The following is a 14,927-nucleotide window of genomic DNA, read 5'->3' on the forward strand; positions in this document are numbered from 1 at the left end:
CGAAGGTCCGTTCCATGCGTAGGGAATCGAACATGAACATCGCTGTCAGCGCCCCGTTGCCGCAGACCCAGGCGACGCCCAGCGCCTCGCGCGCAAAAAGCCTCGGCCGGCGCGTCACGCTCCTGCTGCTGTTGCCGTCCACCCTGTGGTTCCTGCTGCTGCTCCTGATGCCGCTGGTGATCATCCTGGTCTTCAGTTTCGGCGAGCGCAGCGCCGTGGGGGGCTACGGCGGCGGGCTGACGCTGGAGAATTACCTCAACCTCGGCTCCCGCGCCCAGGCCTTCTGGAACACCCTGACCCTGGCGCCGCTGGGCACCCTGGCGTGCCTGCTGGCGGCCTACCCGCTGGCCTACTTCCTGGCGGTGAAGGTGCGGCGCAACAAGTCGCTGCTGCTCACGCTGGTGATCGTGCCGTTCTGGACCAGCTTCCTGATCCGTACCTACGCCTGGATCTTCCTGCTCAGCGGTCGCGGCATCCCGGCGCTGCTGGAAACCTTCGGCATCGCCGACGTGCGCCTGATCAACACGCCTTACGCGGTGCTGATCGGCATCGTCTACGGCTACCTGCCGCTGATGGTATTCCCCATCTACGTGACCCTGGAGAAGCTCGACAAGCGTCTGCTGGAAGCCTCCGGCGACCTCGGCGCGAGCGCCTTCGAGACCTTCCGCCGGATCACCCTGCCGCTGTCCGCGCCGGGGGTGATCACCGGGGTGATGCTGGTGTTCATCCTGCTCATGGGCGAGTTCCTGATCCCGGCCATTCTCGGTGGCGGCAAGGTGTTCTTCGTCGGCAACGCGCTGGTCGACCTGTTCCTGCAATCGCGCAACTGGGCGTTCGGCAGCGCGGTGGCGATGACCCTGGTGGCGATGATGCTGGTGATCATCGGCGTCTACCTGAAACTCGTGGCCCGCTACGGCGGCTCGCGCAACGACGGGGTGCTCTGACATGTGGCTGCGCAGTTACTCCACCTCGGTCTACCTGTTCCTCTACGCGCCCATCGCGCTGATCATGCTCTTCGCCTTCAACGCCGGGCGCAGCGGGCTGAGCTTCCAGTGCTGCTCGGTGCAGTGGTTCGGCCGCGCCTTCGACAACCCGTTCATCCTGGAAGCCCTGGGCAACAGCGCGCTGATCGCCCTGTGCTCGGCACTGATCGCCACGCTGTTCGGCACCCTCGCGGTGTTCGGCCTGCAGCGGGTCGGCAAGCGCGTGCGCCTGCTGTTCGACGCGCTGACCTACTGCGCGATCATCGTGCCGGGCATCGTCATCGGCATCGCCACGCTGATTGCCTTCATCACCCTGTTCGACGTGCTCAACCCGCTGCTGGCACTGCTGGACATCGGCCTGCCGAAACTCAACATGGGCTTCGGCACCGTGGTGGCGGCGCACTCGCTGTTCACCATGGCGCTGGTGATGGTGATCGTCCGCACCCGCGTCGAGGCGATGGACAAGTCGCTGCTGGAAGCCTCCGCCGACCTCTACGCGCCGCCGCTGGATACCTTCTGGCGGGTGACCCTGCCGCAGATCGCCCCGGCCATCCTCGCCGGCTTCCTGCTGGCGTTCACCTTCAGCTTCGACGATTTCATCATCGCCTTCTTCGTCGCCGGCTCCGAGACCACGCTGCCGATCTACATCTTCTCGTCGATCCGCCGGGGCATCACGCCGGAGATCAACGCCATCTCCACGGTGATCATCTGCGCCTCGTTGGCGCTGCTGTTCACCTCCCGCTACCTGCAGAACCGCCGCACCGGCGTTCAGGCCGCCTGAGGGCCGCCTTCAAGGAGACTCGAGGATGCGCGACCAGCTCTACATCAACGGGCAGTGGGTCAAGCCGGACCTGGGCGGCCGCTTCACCAGTTTCGACCCTGCCAGCGGCCAGCCGCTGCAGGAAGTGCCGGCGGCCACCGAGGAAGATGTCGACCACGCCGTGCGCGCGGCGCGTACCGCGTTCAATCGTGGCTGGGGGCAGAGCCGTGGCAGCGAGCGCGCCGAATGGCTGGAGGCGCTGGCCGGGGAGCTGGAGCGCAACCAGGATGCCCTGGCCGAACTGGAGGTGCGCGACAACGGCAAGCCGCTGCCGGAGGCGCAGTGGGACGTGGCCGACGCCATCGGCTGCTTCCGCTACTACGCCGAGCTGGCGCGGGAACTGGACCAGCGCCAGGACCAGTTGCTGGCGCTGCCCGACGAGCGCTTTCGCTGCCGCATCCGCCAGGAGCCGGTGGGCGTGGCGGGGCAGATCATCCCGTGGAACTACCCGCTGCTGATGGCGGCGTGGAAGGTCGCACCGGCCCTGGCGGCGGGCGCCACCTGCGTACTCAAACCCTCGGAACTGACGCCGCTGAGCGCGCTGGAACTGGCCGCCGCGGCGGACGCCGTGGGCCTGCCGGCGGGCGTGCTCAACGTGTTGCCGGGCCTCGGCGCGGAGGCCGGCGGGCCGCTGAGCCAGCATCCGGGGGTGGACAAACTGGCCTTCACCGGTAGCGTGCCGACCGGCTCGCGGATCATGTCGGCGGCGGCCCAGGACATCAAGAACGTCAGCCTGGAGCTGGGCGGCAAGTCGGCCTTCATCGTCTTCGACGACAGCGATGTCGAGGCGGCGGTGGAGTGGATTCTGTTCGGCATCTTCTGGAACCAGGGTCAGGTGTGCAGCGCCACCTCGCGCCTTCTGGTTCAGGAGGGCATTGCCCCGCGGCTGATCGAGCGGCTGGTGGAAGCGACCCGCGCCATCACCATCGGCAACGGCCTCAAGCCGGGCGTGCTGCTCGGCCCGCTGGTCAGCCAGGGGCAGCACGAGAAGGTGCTCGGCTTCGTCGACAAGGGCCGTGCCGGCGGCGCCCGGCTGCTCACCGGCGGCAAGCGCCCAGCGGGGTTGGACGAGGGTTGGTTCATCGAGCCGGCAATCTTCGACGAGCCGGCCCAGGATGCGCTGATCTGGCGCGAGGAAATCTTCGGTCCGGTGCTCTGCGTGAAGCGCTTCAGGACCGAAGCCGAGGCCTTGCGCCTGGCCAACGACAGCCGCTTCGGCCTGGCCGGCGCGGTGATGTCGGCCGATCCGCAGCGCGCCGCGCGGGTAGCCGACGGGCTGCGCGCGGGGATCGTCTGGGTCAACTGTTCGCAGCCGACCTTCACCCAGGCGCCCTGGGGCGGCATGAAGCAGAGCGGCATCGGCCGCGAGCTGGGCGTGTGGGGGCTGGAGAACTACCTGGAGGTGAAGCAGGTGACCGAGTACATCTCGGATCAGCCTTGGGGGTGGTACCTGCCCTCTCCCTAACCCTGGCTGCGCGCCCTGCTCCGAAGGGAGAGGGGACTGGCTCGGTGCAGGTTGAAACGGTTGCGTCAGCCGGCACGGATAGCTCCCTCTCCCTTCAGGGAGAGGGCGGGGGGAGAGGGTAGGCTCTGGCGCGGCATGTCCTGTGGCGCGCGCTAGGGCGTTAAATTCAGTCGAGGTTATGCCCGATCCGCCAGAGCACGCCGCTCGGGTCGTGCAGGGTGAAGTCGCGCATCTTCCACGGCTGGTCTTCCAGCACGCCCAGGCGCACGCCGTAGCGCTCGGCAAGGCCGGCGTCGCGGACCCTGGCGTACCAGGCGTCGGCGTCTTCCACCAGCAGGTGCAGCATCAGGTTCTCGGCGAACTCCCTGACGTAGTAGTTCTGCAGCAGGAAGGCGCAGTGATCGCCATGGTGGAAGTAGGCGAGCTCCTCGGAGTTCCACGGCGAGAGGAATCCCAGGTCCTTGTAGAACTGCTGGGAGAGCGCGAAATCGCGGGCGGGGACGAAGACTTTCAGTTCAACGCTGGCAGTGCTCATGGGGCAACCTTCCTGGTATTTCGTGAGCAGGCATTCATGACGGCAAAGGAGCAGGCGGCCTCTGGCGGGCGGCTGGTCGCGAGTCTAACTCAGAGCTGGCGCTGCATGTAGCGACTGCCGGCCACGCCCGGCAGGGTCGAGGTGCGCTCCACCTGCACGCTGAAACCCAGCCGCTCGTAGAGCGCCTGGGCCTTGGGATTGGCCGTCGAGACATCCAGCGCCGCCATGGGCAGGCCGATGCTGCGGCCGATCTGCAGGAAGTGGTCGATCAGCTGGCTGCCCAGGCCTTCGCCGCGCAGGGTCGGCATGACGCCCAGGTGCGCGAGGTACAGGGTCTTGCGTGGCGGCGGGCAGATGATCTTCTCCAGTTGCAGACCGCGACGGATCACTCCCGCCGAGCCCACGCCGAAGTAGCCGAGAATCTGCCGCGTGGCCGCGAGCATGTAGCCCAGGTTCACTTCGCCGCCGAATACCGTGCCGGCCGCCACCACCTGACCGTCCTGTTCGCCGACCCAGTGCTGGCGCCAGCCGAACTGCCCGCTGCCCTGGGCGAAGGCGTAGCGCAGGAAGTCCTCGGCGCTGTTGCGGCCGGGGCGGGCGAAGGCATAGTCGAAGGCGTCGGGGCCGGAGCTGTAGATCAGCGGGACGGCGGCGTCGACATCATCGGGACGGGCGCGGCGGAAGGTCAGCGGCATGCAGGCGACTCCTGAGGGGGAATCGAGAATCTAGCACCATGGTTCAAGTTTTGGCAGGGTTCAGCCCTGCGCCTCAAGCCACTTCAGTGCGCCAAGCCCGGCGGCGCGACCGCTGGCGAAGCAGGCGGTGAGCAGGTAGCCGCCGGTGGGGGCTTCCCAGTCGAGCATTTCGCCGGCGCAGAACACACCCGGCAATGCCTTGAGCATCAACTGCTCGTCCAGCGCCTCGAAGGTCACGCCGCCGGCGCTGCTGATGGCTTCATCCAGCGGGCGGGTGCGCACCACGGTCAGCGGTAACGCCTTGATCAGCTGGGCGAGAAGTTGTGGATCGGCGTAGTCGGCGGCTGTGGACAACTCGCGCAACAGCCCGGCGCGCACGCCGTCCAGTCCCAGGCGACCGCGCAGGTGGTTGGCCATGGACTTGGAGCCGCGCGGCTGGGCGACGGCCTTGGCGACCTGTTCCAGGCTTCGGTTGGGCAGCAGGTCCAGGTGCACAGTGGCGCTGCCGGTCTGCTCGATGCGCTCGCGGATACCGGCGGAAAGCGCATAGACCAGGCTGCCTTCGATGCCGCCGGTGGTGACCACGAACTCGCCCTGGCGCGGCGTGCCACCGGCCAGCGAGAGCGCCACCGGCTTGACCGGCGCGCCGGCGAACTTGTCGCGGAAGAACTCGCTCCAGCCGGCCACCTCGAAACCGCAGTTGGCCGGACGCAGCGGCGAGATATCTACCGCGCGCTCGGCGAGCAGCGGCACCCAGGCGCCGTCCGAGCCCAGGCGCTGCCAGCTGCCGCCGCCGAGGGCCAGCACTGTCGCATCGGCGCTCAGGCTGCGCTGGCCGTCCGGCCCGTCGATCAGCAGTGCGCCGTTGGCGTTCCAGCCCAGCCAGCGGTGGCGAGTGTGGATGACTACACCGGCTTCGCGCAGGCGCTTGAGCCAGGCGCGCAGCAGCGGTGCGGCCTTCATGTCGGTGGGGAAGACGCGACCGGAGGTGCCGACGAAGGTCTCGATGCCCAGGCCATGAATCCACGCGCACAGCGTCTGGTTGTCGAAGGCGTCGATCAGCGGCGCGAGGGTCCGCGCGCGCTGGCCGTAGCGCGACAGGAAGGCTTCGCGCTCCTCGGAGTGGGTGATGTTCATGCCGCCTACGCCGGCCAGCAGGAACTTGCGCCCGACCGAGGGCATGGCGTCGAACAGCTCCACCTGCACGCCGGCGCCGGCTAGGACTTCGGCCGCCATCAGGCCGGCGGGGCCGCCGCCGATGACGAAGGCGGTACGGGAGGCGAGCGGGCGGGAATCGGTCATGCGGGGGCCAGGCGAAGGAGGGCGGGAAAGGGCGCAATTCTAGCGCAGGGGCACTGCACACCGGTTGCTCATTTTTCGTCCAGCTGGCCCGGAGCCGGCGGGGCGGGCGCGTCAGCCGCTTTCCCGCAGCTTATCCACAGGCCGCTCCACAGTTGTCGTGGAAAACCCAGGGAGGTGAGGAAGCGCCGTTTCGATCCCTGATGGGTAGGGGTTGCGAGAATTCCTACAGGGGATCGGGATTGCGCCGATGTTGGCGCTTTTGTGAATCCATCAGCATGCGGGCCTCTTGCAACCTTGGTCCGACTGTCGATGAAAGTCCGTGATTACCTTCGCTCCCACGAGGCCCACCTATGGGTGGAAGGCAGCGACACCCGCGTGCGGGTGAATGGCCTCGATATTGTCATCCGCAGCCTCCCCAATGAGGAAATCCGCGCCTTGCTCAACGAGGCGGTGGCCCACATGGTGGTGCGCCTGAACAAGAACCTGCAGGGGTCGAAACAGAAGTTCGAGCAACGCGTGCTGGAGCTGCTGTCGATCCAGATCGCACTGCACAACCTCTACGTGTTCACCAACTGGAGCCGCCTGCTGCCGCGCTACCTGCAGTATGCGGGGCCATTGCGCGCACAGGAGCTGCTGCTGCACCACGTGCCCGAGCAGGTGATGCGCTTCTGCGAGAAGCACTACGCTGCGGATTGCCGGCCACGCGCCGCCGCGCTGCTGGGGTTCTCCGACCACGAGATGATGCGCTGGGAGCAGCAGCGTCTGCCTACGCGCATGGACACCAACAACTCGCGCTACCGGTCCAACTGAAACTCGCGCGCCACCCGCGCGGCGCTGTGGTGCAGGATGCCGTGGCGCCGGGCCAGTGCGTGGCGGTCCTTGTCGTAGCCACCGCCGATCACGCCCACCACCGGGATGTCACTGGACAGGCAGCGACGGATGACGTGCTCATCGCGCGCCGCCAGTCCCGCATCGGTGAGCTGCAGATAGCCCAGGGCATCGTCCTTGTGCACGTCCACGCCGGCGTCGTAGAGCACGATGTCCGGCTGGTACAGCGGCAGCAGGTAATCCAGCGCCTCCTGCACCACTTTCAGGTATTCCCCGTCGCCCAGGTGCAGCGGCAGGGGAATGTCCCAGTCGCTCTGCGCCTTGCGCGCGGGGAAGTTCTTCTCGCAGTGCAACGATACCGTCACCGCGTCCGGTACGTTTTCCAGGATGCGCGCGGTGCCGTCGCCCTGATGCACGTCGCAGTCGAAGATCAGCACGCGGCTGGCCTTGCCGCTTTCCAGCAGGTACAGGCTGATCACTGCCAGGTCGTTGAAGATGCAGAAGCCCGAAGCATGGTCGTGGTGCGCATGGTGGGTGCCACCGGCGAGATGACAGGCCAGCCCGTGTTTCAGTGCCAGCTCCGCGCTGAGCAGTGAGCCGCCCACCGCACGCACCGTGCGGCGCGCCAGGGCTTCAGTCCAGGGCAGGCCGAGGCGGCGCAGCTCCTCGCGGCTCATCTCTCCGCTGCAGTAGCGCTCGATGTAGTCGCGGTCGTGGGCCAGGGCGAGGACGTCCGTCGGGCACAGTTCCGGTCGCAGCAATTGCGCGTCTTCCACCAGGGCGCTGTCCACCAGGTGGTCGCGCAGCAGGCGGAACTTCTCCATGGGGAAGCGGTGGTTGTCCGGAAAGGGCGGACTGTAGTCGTCGTGGTAGACCAGGGGCAGCGGCATGGCGTCGGCGGATCGGGAATGTGCTGCACAGGGTACGTCGGCGCAGCGCGCAGACGAAAGGGCCGGCATTGCGCCGGCCACTTTTCATTCGAGCCCGCGTTTTCAGCCTTCGTTGGAGAGGGCGGCGTCGCGTCGCGCGCTGCGGCTGGTGGCCACCGAGACCGACCACAGCACGAAGCCGCCGATGGCCAGCAGGCTGCCGACCCAGCCCGGCGAGGTCCAGCCGTAGCCGGCCGCCAGGGCCAGGCCGCCGAGGTACGGGCCCAGCGCGTTGGCGAAGTTGAAGGCCGAGTGGTTCAGCGCTGCGGCCAGGCCCTGGGCGTCTTCGGCGACGTCCATCAGGCGGGTCTGCAGCACGGTGCCCAGCGCACCGCCGAAGCCGACGAAGAACACGCAGATCGAGATGGCCCAGATGTTCCCCGCGGTGAACGGGAAGATCGCCAGCACCACCGCGCTCCACACCAGCAGGCCGCCGGCGGTGGGCATCACGGCGCGGTCGGCGAGCACCGGGATGAACAGGTTGCCCAGGGTCATGCCGATGCCGAACACCGCCAGGATCAGCGGCACGATGCTCGGCGAAACGTGGGTCACCGCGCCGAGGATGTCGGCCAGGTAGGTGTACACCGCGAACAGTCCGCCGAAGCCGATGGCGCCGATACCCAGGGTCAGCCAGACCTGGCCGCGCTTGAGCGCACCCAGCTCGCGCAGCGGGCTGGAGTCCGGCTCGGCGGGCGAGTAGGGCGCAAGGACGCGTACGCAGATCATGGTCAGCACGCCGAGTGCGGCGACCAGCGCGAAGCTCCAGCGCCAGCCCACGGCCTGGCTCAGCCAGTTGGCCAGCGGCACGCCGATGATGGTGGCGACGGTGAGGCCGAGGAACATCCGCCCGACCGCCACGGTGCGCCGGTGCGGCGGCACGATGGAGGCGGCGACCAGCGCGGCGATGCCGAAGTAGGCGCCGTGGGGCAGGCCGCTGATGAAGCGGAACAGCAGCATCCAGTGGTAGGTTGGCGCCAGGGCGCTGAGGCCGTTGCCGATGGCGAACAGCGCCATCAGCAGCACCAGCAGGGTACGCCGTGGCAGCCGCGCGCCGAGCACCGCCAGCAGCGGCGCACCGACGACCACGCCCAGGGCGTAGGCGCTGATCACGTGGCCGGCGGTGGGGGCATCGATGCCCAGTGCCGGGGCGAAGTAGGGCAGCAGGCTCATGGTGGCGAATTCGGTGGTGCCGATGGCGAAGCCGCCGACAGCCAATGCGAAAAGCACCAGAGCCGTACTGCGTTGCAGTCCGGTGGTGGAGGTCGTCATGGGAGTTCCTTGGTCTTTTTTTGCGGTGCGCCATGGCGGCGCGGCTGTCTGCGTGAGCACGGTCAAGGCAGTGACCGACAGCGAAGGTAGGAGAAAAATACCAGATGAAGCCGCCTCTGTGCTGAATCGATTGCGCCTCGTCTGACGGATTGCGTCCTACAGGCCCGTCGCCGGGTATCATGGTGACCTTTGCTGATCCGCGATGATTCCCATGGATTTTCCCAGCCTGACCACCGAGCGCCTGCTGCTGCGGCCGTGGCGCCATGACGACCTGGCACCCTTCGCGGCGCTGAACGCCGACGCCGAGGTGATGCGCCATTTCCCCGCCTGCATGAGCCGCGAGGACAGCGACCTGCTGGCCGCCCGCATCCTCAAGCACTTCGACGAGCACGGCTTTGGCCAGTGGATAGTCGAGCGTCACGAGGATGGAGCATTCATTGGCGTGCTCGGTTTGCAGCGGGTGTCCTTCGACGCGCCGTTCATTCCGGCGGTGGAAATCGGCTGGCGCTTCAACACGGCCTACTGGCGGCAGGGTTATGCGCTGGAGGCGGCACGCGCGGCGCTGGCCTTCGCCTTCGAGCAGTTGCGGCTGGAGGAAGTAGTGGCGTTCACCGTGCCGGCCAACCTGCCGTCCCAGGGGCTGATGCAGCGCCTGGGGATGCAGCGTGACGAAGCCGGTGACTTCGAGCATCCGCGCCTGCCGCAGGGCCATCCGCTGCGCCTGCATGTGCTCTATCGGATTTCTCGGCCATGACGCCGAGCGAAGGCGTGCGCGCCTATCACGAGCTGAGCAGCCATCGCCCGGAGCGTTTCGCCCCCGGCCCCGGCCAGCTCGATTGGGCGACCCAGCCGGCCGCCTTCCGCCGCTATGCCGGGGCGCGCTGCATCGAGCTGCTGCACCGGCCACAGGAAGAGTCGCCGGGATATGACGAGGTGTTCGCCGGCCCCCTCGGTGCGCCCGCGCCGCTGAACCTCGCCAGCGTCTCGCAACTGCTCTACGACAGCCTGGCGCTGTCGGCCTGGAAAGACGCTTGCAGCAGCCGCTGGGCGCTGCGGGTCAATCCGTCGAGCGGCAACCTGCACCCGACCGAGGCCTATCTGTTGCTGCCCGCCGGGGCTGTGGATAACGCTGCGCTGCTGGCGCACTACAGCGCCGACGAGCATGTGCTGGAGGTGCGCGCCGAGTGGCCTGCGCCGCTGGCCAGCCAACTGAACGATGCATTGCCCGCCGGTGGATTCCTGCTGGCGCTGGCGAGCATTCCCTGGCGCGAGGCCTGGAAGTACGGCGAGCGCGCCTACCGCTACTGCAATCACGACCTTGGCCACGCGCTGGCCTGTCTCGCCATTGCCGCGGCGATCCAGGGCTGGGAAGTGCGCCTGCTGCGCGGTGTGCCCGAAGCGCAGTTGGATAGTCTGATCGGCCTCGACCGTGAAGGCTTCAGCGAGCACGAATTCGCCGATGCACTGCTGTGGATCGGCCCGGCGCAACCTGCCGAAATCACGCTGCCGAACACGCTGCTCAAGGGCCTCGCCGAGCTGCCGCTGACGGGGATGCCCAATCGCCTGTCGCGTGACTATCGCCACTGGCCGGAGCTGGAGCGGGTGCATCAGCTGTGCCGTGCTCCTGCGCTGCCAACGCGCGACTGGTCGACATCGGAAGCCGAGGCGGCTGTGGATAACCCCGGCCTGCCGCTGCGCCCGATCCTGCATCGCCGACGCAGCGCGCAGTCCATGGACGGCCGCAGCGGCATTCACGCCGAGCCGTTGTATGCCTGGCTGCGCCGCCTGATGCCCGAGCGCTCGCCCGTGCCCTTCGCCTGTACTGGCGAGCCGGCGCGCCTCGACCTGCTGCTGTTCGTCCACCGCGTCCAGGGCCTGGATCCGGGCCTTTACTGGTTGGGCCGCAGCGGCCGCGAGGCGGGTGGGCTGCGCGAGGATTACCTGTGGCAGAGCGTGGAGGAGAGCGGCGTGCCGCTGTACCGCCTGCTGTCCGGCGACGCACGCGGGCTATCGGCGTTCCTCTCCTGCGGGCAGGACATCGCCAGCGACGGCTGCGTCGCTTTCGCCATGCTGGCTGATCTTGATGCCGCGCTGACCGAGGGCGCGTGGACCTACCCGCGCCTGTACTGGGAAGCCGGACAGGTCGGCCAGTTGCTCTACCTGGAAGCCGAAGCGGCGGGCCTGTCGGGCACCGGCATTGGCTGCTATTTCGACCCGGCGCTGGACGAATTGCTCAGCGGCGGTCCGGACTGCCCGGTCAGCCTCTATCATTTCACCATCGGCCGCGCGGTCTGGGACGAACGCCTCAGCAGTCTTCCCGCATATCCGTCGCCACGCCGACTCCCACTTCAGCAAGACCGCAATTGAGGAAACAACGCGCATGACCCAGATCCTGGACAACCTGGTGGCTCTGCTGAGCCTGGAGCAGATCGAAGAGAACCTGTTCCGCGGCATGAGCCAGGACCTCGGGTTCCGCCAGCTGTACGGCGGGCAGGTACTCGGCCAGGCGCTGTCGGCGGCCAGCCAGACTGTCGAGCCGGAGCGCCACGTGCATTCGATGCATGGCTATTTCCTGCGCCCGGGCGACGCCAGCAAGCCGGTCGTCTATCAGGTTGACCGGGTGCGTGACGGCGGCACCTTCAGCACCCGTCGCGTCACCGCGATCCAGAAAGGCCAGCCGATCTTCGCCCTGAGCACCTCGTTCCAGACCGATGAGGAAGGCTTCGAGCACCAGATCGCCATGCCTGACGTGGTCGGCCCGGAGAATCTGCCGACCGATCAGGAACTGAAGAAGCGCAGCGCTGCGCAGTTCCCCGAGCGTATCCGCGACAAGCTGCTCTACCCCAAGCCCATCGAAATCCGTCCGGTGACCGAGAACGACCCGTACGATCCCGAGGTCGGCGAGCCGGTCAAGTACCTCTGGCTGCGCGCCGACGGCAAGCTGCCGGACGTCCCGGCGCTGCACAAGTACATCCTCGCCTACGCTTCGGACTTCGGCTTCCTCACCACCTCGCTGCTGCCCCACGGTCGCTCGGTGTGGCAGAAGGACATGCAGGTCGCCACCATCGACCATTCCGTGTGGTTCCACCGCGATCTGCGCGCGGACGAGTGGCTGCTCTACGCCATCGACAGCCCCTGGGCCGGCAATGGCCGCGGCTTCGTACGCGGCAGCATCTTCAACCGTGACGGCCAGCTGGTCGCCTCTTCGACCCAGGAAGGCCTGATCCGCCGCCGCGAGGACTGGGCATGACGCTGGAAAGCATCCGCCACTGGGTGTTCGACATGGACGGCACCCTGACCCTGGCGGTGCATGACTTCCCGGCGATCAAGCGCGCCCTGGGGATTCCCCAGGAGCACGACATCCTCACTCACCTGGCCGCGCTGCCGGAGGACGAGGCGGCGGCCAAGCATGCCTGGCTGCTGAAGCACGAGCGCGAGCTGGCGGTGGCTTCCACTGCGGCTCCCGGCGCAGTCGAGTTGGTGCGTGCGCTGCATGGCGCCGGTTATCGCCTGGGCATCCTCACCCGCAATGCCCATGAGCTGGCGCTGATCACGCTGGCTGCGATTGGCATCGGTGATTGCTTCCTGACCGAGGATGTTCTCGGCCGTGGCGAGGCAGACCCCAAGCCCAGCCCGGACGGCCTGCTGCGCCTCGCCGCGCGCTGGGACGTGGCGCCGCAGCAAATGCTGATGGTCGGCGACTACCGCTTCGACCTCGACTGCGCCCGCGCCGCCGGTGCGCACAGCGCATTGGTGAACCTGCCAGAGAACCCTTGGCCCGAGCTGACCGACTGGCACGCGCAGGACTGTGCGGAGCTGGGGCGGATGGCGGGGGTGCTGGGCTGACCTCATCCCCACACCGATGGCTGGGTGGGTGTAGGGCGCACAACGCGCCAGCGTTATCCGCCGGAGTAACGTGCGGCGGATAACCTGTTCCAGGTTATGCGCCCTACGAAACTGTCTTCTTTCCGGCAAGTCTGTGCCGACGTTTCCCCCTCACCCCAGCCCTGGCTGCGCGCCCCGCTCCTGGGGGAGAGGGAGCAGATTGTGCCGGCTGACGCTGTAGTTTCATCGTGCGCTGAACGGTCCCCTCTCCCTCCGGGAGAGGGTTAGGGTGAGGGGCCGTCAGGCCGCTTCTCTTAAAGCTCCGGCGTCCAGGTCACCGCCAGCAGCGCGGTGCGGCCAGGTTCCTGGTAGGGGCGGGCTTCGCCCATGAAGTCCATCGGGCTGGTCGGGCGCAGGTAGTCGCCCAGGGTGTAGTCGCGGTCCAGGGCGTTATCCAGCTTCAGGTCGAAGCGAATCTCGTCGCTGGCCAGCCAGCTGGTGCGCAGGTCGAGCACGCCGTAGCCGGACAGCTCGCGGGTGTTGGCCGCATCGTCGTAGCGCTGGCTGACCGCACGCCAGGTGCCGCCGACGCCGAAGGCGCCGAACTGGCGATCCAGGTCCAGGCTCAGGGTGCGCCGCGCGCGGTACGGCAGGGTGTGGCCGGTGTCGCGGTCGCGCGGGTCGATCAGGCTCAGGCCGAGCGCGGCCTGCCAGCCGAGCACGTCGCGGGCGACGCTGGCCTCGAAGCCATTGATGCGCGCCTTGTTGATGTTCTCGGGCTGGTTGCTGGTGCTGTCCCAGGCGATCAGGTCGTCGATCTCGGTGCGGTACAGCGAGGCTTCCAGATGCGTGCCGGAGAAGTCCCCACGCCATTGCAGCTCGTAGGTCTTCGAGGTCTCGGCCTTGAGGTCCGGGTTGCTCGCGCCGGGGTAGTAGAGGTCGCTGAAGGTCGGCGCGCGGAAGCCTTCGCCGTAGCTGGCGATCCAGGTCTGGCTGTCGCCCACTGGCAGGCTGAAGGCGGCGTTCCAGCTGTTCTGGCTGCCGTAGGCCTGGTTGTTGTCGTGGCGGATACCCAGCTCGGTGCCGAAGCTGTCGCCCTTGAAGCTGTGCTGGGCGAAGAAGGCGCGGTTGCTGCGCTGGTCGTCGGCGAAGGCGGTGGTGCCGTCGACCTTGTCTTCGTACCAGTCGGTGCCCAGCGCCAGCTGGTTGGCGTCGTCCAGTTGCAGGCGGTTGATCCAGCTCGCCGAGTGGCGGGTGGTTTCCAGCGTGCCGTTGTTCCAGCTGTCGGCGGCACCCACGGCCTTGTTGCGGTCGAAGCTGCGGCCCAGTTCCAGGTGGCTGTTCCACATCTTCGTGATCTGGCCGTCGAGGTAGGCGCTGTAGCTGCTGACGCGGAATTCGTCGCGGGGCAAGCCCGGCTCGAAGTTGTAGGCGTCGTCGTATTCGTTCTTGCCGCGCTGGTCGTTGAGGTTCAGGCCGGCCTTCCAGTCCTCGCTGAAACGGTGGTCCAGGTTCAGGTGCACGGCCTTGTTGCGCTGGGCGTCGTGATCGTTGTCGGCGCCGACGTTGTCGCTGGTGCGATCCCAGCCCCGGCTCTCGTCGAGGCTGCCACCGAGGTTGTAGCGGGTCTGCTCGTCGCCGCCGGACAGGCTCAGGCTGCGTTCGAAGGTGCCGTGGCTGCCGGCAGCCAGGCGCACTTCGGGGTGCAGGCCGGCTTCGCCGCGACGGGTGAAGATCTGGATGACCCCACCGATGGCGTCGGCGCCGTACAGGGCGGAGCGCGGGCCACGGGTCACTTCGACGCGCTCGATGCTGTCGATGCTCAGGTAGTCCAGGCGGGCGATGCCGCTGCTTGCAGAAGCGACGCGCTGGCCGTCGACCAGGACCAGGGTCTGCGCGGTGCTGGTGCCGCGCACGGAGTACGAGACCACGCCGCCGGAGCTGCCCATCTGCACGCCGGGCACGCGGGCGAGCAGGGCGGGCACGCTGCGCACTTGTAGCCGCTCGATGTCGGCACGGGTGAATACGCTGTTGGCCGAAGTGGCTTCGGCACGCGGCTGGGCCTGGCGTGCGGAGGTGATCACCTGGTCGGAGAGCCGGTAGATGTCGTCGGCGGCGAAGGCCAGGCCGGGCAGCAGGCTGGTGGCCAGGGCGAGTCGGGTCAGTTTCATGGAACGTCCTCAAAAGCGGTCGGATGACTTTCGAGGAGGGCGTGGCAAGGGCGGCAGGCCGCACTTGACGGTGCGGCCCTCCGCAACACCTGTCGGGGCGTGTCG

14 protein-coding genes are annotated in these 14,927 nt (G+C 67.8%); 8 read left to right on the forward strand and 6 right to left on the reverse strand.

The window, feature by feature from the left end; translation table 11 throughout:
- Nucleotides 1–32: 32 nt before the first annotated feature.
- From IB275_RS03980 to IB275_RS03990, 3 genes are read left to right on the forward strand one after another with little or no spacing between them, the layout of a single operon-like run.
- Nucleotides 33–944: an ABC transporter permease gene (locus tag IB275_RS03980; protein ID WP_081517209.1), complete on the forward strand. Its 912-nt coding sequence runs from the start codon at nt 33–35 to the stop codon at nt 942–944.
- A 1-nt stretch (nt 945) separates the two neighbouring features.
- The gene (locus IB275_RS03985; protein ID WP_081517210.1) at nt 946–1,764 is read left to right on the forward strand and encodes an ABC transporter permease; all 819 of its coding nucleotides are present in this window, start codon (nt 946–948) and stop codon (nt 1,762–1,764) included.
- A 25-nt stretch (nt 1,765–1,789) separates the two neighbouring features.
- Entirely contained in the window at nt 1,790–3,268 is a 1,479-nt protein-coding gene (locus tag IB275_RS03990) for an aldehyde dehydrogenase family protein (RefSeq protein WP_192290408.1), read from the forward strand.
- Between the two features lie 166 nt (nt 3,269–3,434).
- On the opposite strand, the gene IB275_RS03995 is transcribed toward IB275_RS03990, so the two are convergent.
- The 3 genes from IB275_RS03995 to IB275_RS04005 form a co-directional block, all read right to left on the reverse strand.
- Nucleotides 3,435–3,803, reverse strand: coding sequence for a VOC family protein (locus tag IB275_RS03995; RefSeq protein ID WP_192290406.1), 369 nt, complete (start codon nt 3,801–3,803; stop codon nt 3,435–3,437).
- 89 nt (nt 3,804–3,892) lie between these two features.
- The gene (locus IB275_RS04000) at nt 3,893–4,498 is read right to left on the reverse strand and encodes a GNAT family N-acetyltransferase (RefSeq protein ID WP_192290404.1); all 606 of its coding nucleotides are present in this window, start codon (nt 4,496–4,498) and stop codon (nt 3,893–3,895) included.
- Between the two features lie 60 nt (nt 4,499–4,558).
- Nucleotides 4,559–5,800, reverse strand: coding sequence for a TIGR03862 family flavoprotein (locus IB275_RS04005; protein WP_192290402.1), 1,242 nt, complete (start codon nt 5,798–5,800; stop codon nt 4,559–4,561).
- 309 nt (nt 5,801–6,109) lie between these two features.
- Here IB275_RS04005 and IB275_RS04010 point away from each other — a divergent pair, with 309 nt between their 5' ends.
- On the forward strand, nt 6,110–6,610 hold the full coding sequence (locus IB275_RS04010) for a hypothetical protein (RefSeq protein ID WP_192290400.1): 501 nt from the start codon (nt 6,110–6,112) through the stop codon (nt 6,608–6,610).
- On the opposite strand, the gene IB275_RS04015 is transcribed toward IB275_RS04010, so the two are convergent.
- Both IB275_RS04015 and IB275_RS04020 read right to left on the reverse strand, forming a co-directional pair.
- Nucleotides 6,595–7,518 carry a histone deacetylase family protein gene (locus IB275_RS04015; RefSeq protein ID WP_192290398.1) on the reverse strand — a complete coding sequence of 308 codons (924 nt, stop codon included), beginning with the start codon at nt 7,516–7,518 and terminating at the stop codon, nt 6,595–6,597. The genes IB275_RS04010 and IB275_RS04015 overlap by 16 nt on opposite strands.
- A gap of 102 nt (nt 7,519–7,620) precedes the next feature.
- A complete protein-coding gene (locus IB275_RS04020; protein ID WP_192224594.1) occupies nt 7,621–8,826 on the reverse strand; it encodes an MFS transporter in 1,206 nt (401 codons plus the stop codon).
- Nucleotides 8,827–9,037: 211 nt separating this feature from the next.
- Here IB275_RS04020 and IB275_RS04025 point away from each other — a divergent pair, with 211 nt between their 5' ends.
- From IB275_RS04025 to IB275_RS04040, 4 genes are read left to right on the forward strand one after another with little or no spacing between them, the layout of a single operon-like run.
- Nucleotides 9,038–9,580, forward strand: a complete 543-nt coding sequence (locus tag IB275_RS04025; RefSeq protein WP_192290359.1) for a GNAT family N-acetyltransferase — start codon at nt 9,038–9,040, stop codon at nt 9,578–9,580.
- Nucleotides 9,577–11,193 carry a nitroreductase family protein gene (locus tag IB275_RS04030; protein WP_192290357.1) on the forward strand — a complete coding sequence of 539 codons (1,617 nt, stop codon included), beginning with the start codon at nt 9,577–9,579 and terminating at the stop codon, nt 11,191–11,193. Before IB275_RS04025 ends, IB275_RS04030 begins: the two co-directional genes overlap by 4 nt.
- 13 nt (nt 11,194–11,206) lie before the next feature.
- Nucleotides 11,207–12,076 (forward strand): acyl-CoA thioesterase II, encoded by an 870-nt coding sequence (gene tesB / locus IB275_RS04035; protein WP_192290355.1) that lies wholly within the window; start codon nt 11,207–11,209, stop codon nt 12,074–12,076.
- Complete coding sequence (locus IB275_RS04040) at nt 12,073–12,672, forward strand: HAD family hydrolase (protein ID WP_192290353.1); 600 nt, start codon at nt 12,073–12,075, stop codon at nt 12,670–12,672. The genes tesB and IB275_RS04040 overlap by 4 nt, the downstream gene beginning before the upstream one ends.
- A gap of 293 nt (nt 12,673–12,965) precedes the next feature.
- Here the strand turns inward: IB275_RS04040 and IB275_RS04045 are convergent, their stop codons facing one another.
- Nucleotides 12,966–14,822: a TonB-dependent receptor domain-containing protein gene (locus IB275_RS04045; protein ID WP_192290351.1), complete on the reverse strand. Its 1,857-nt coding sequence runs from the start codon at nt 14,820–14,822 to the stop codon at nt 12,966–12,968.
- Nucleotides 14,823–14,927 lie beyond the last annotated feature (105 nt).

Source organism: Pseudomonas sp. PDM21, from assembly GCF_014852505.2.
In the GTDB taxonomy this organism is placed as follows: domain Bacteria; phylum Pseudomonadota; class Gammaproteobacteria; order Pseudomonadales; family Pseudomonadaceae; genus Pseudomonas.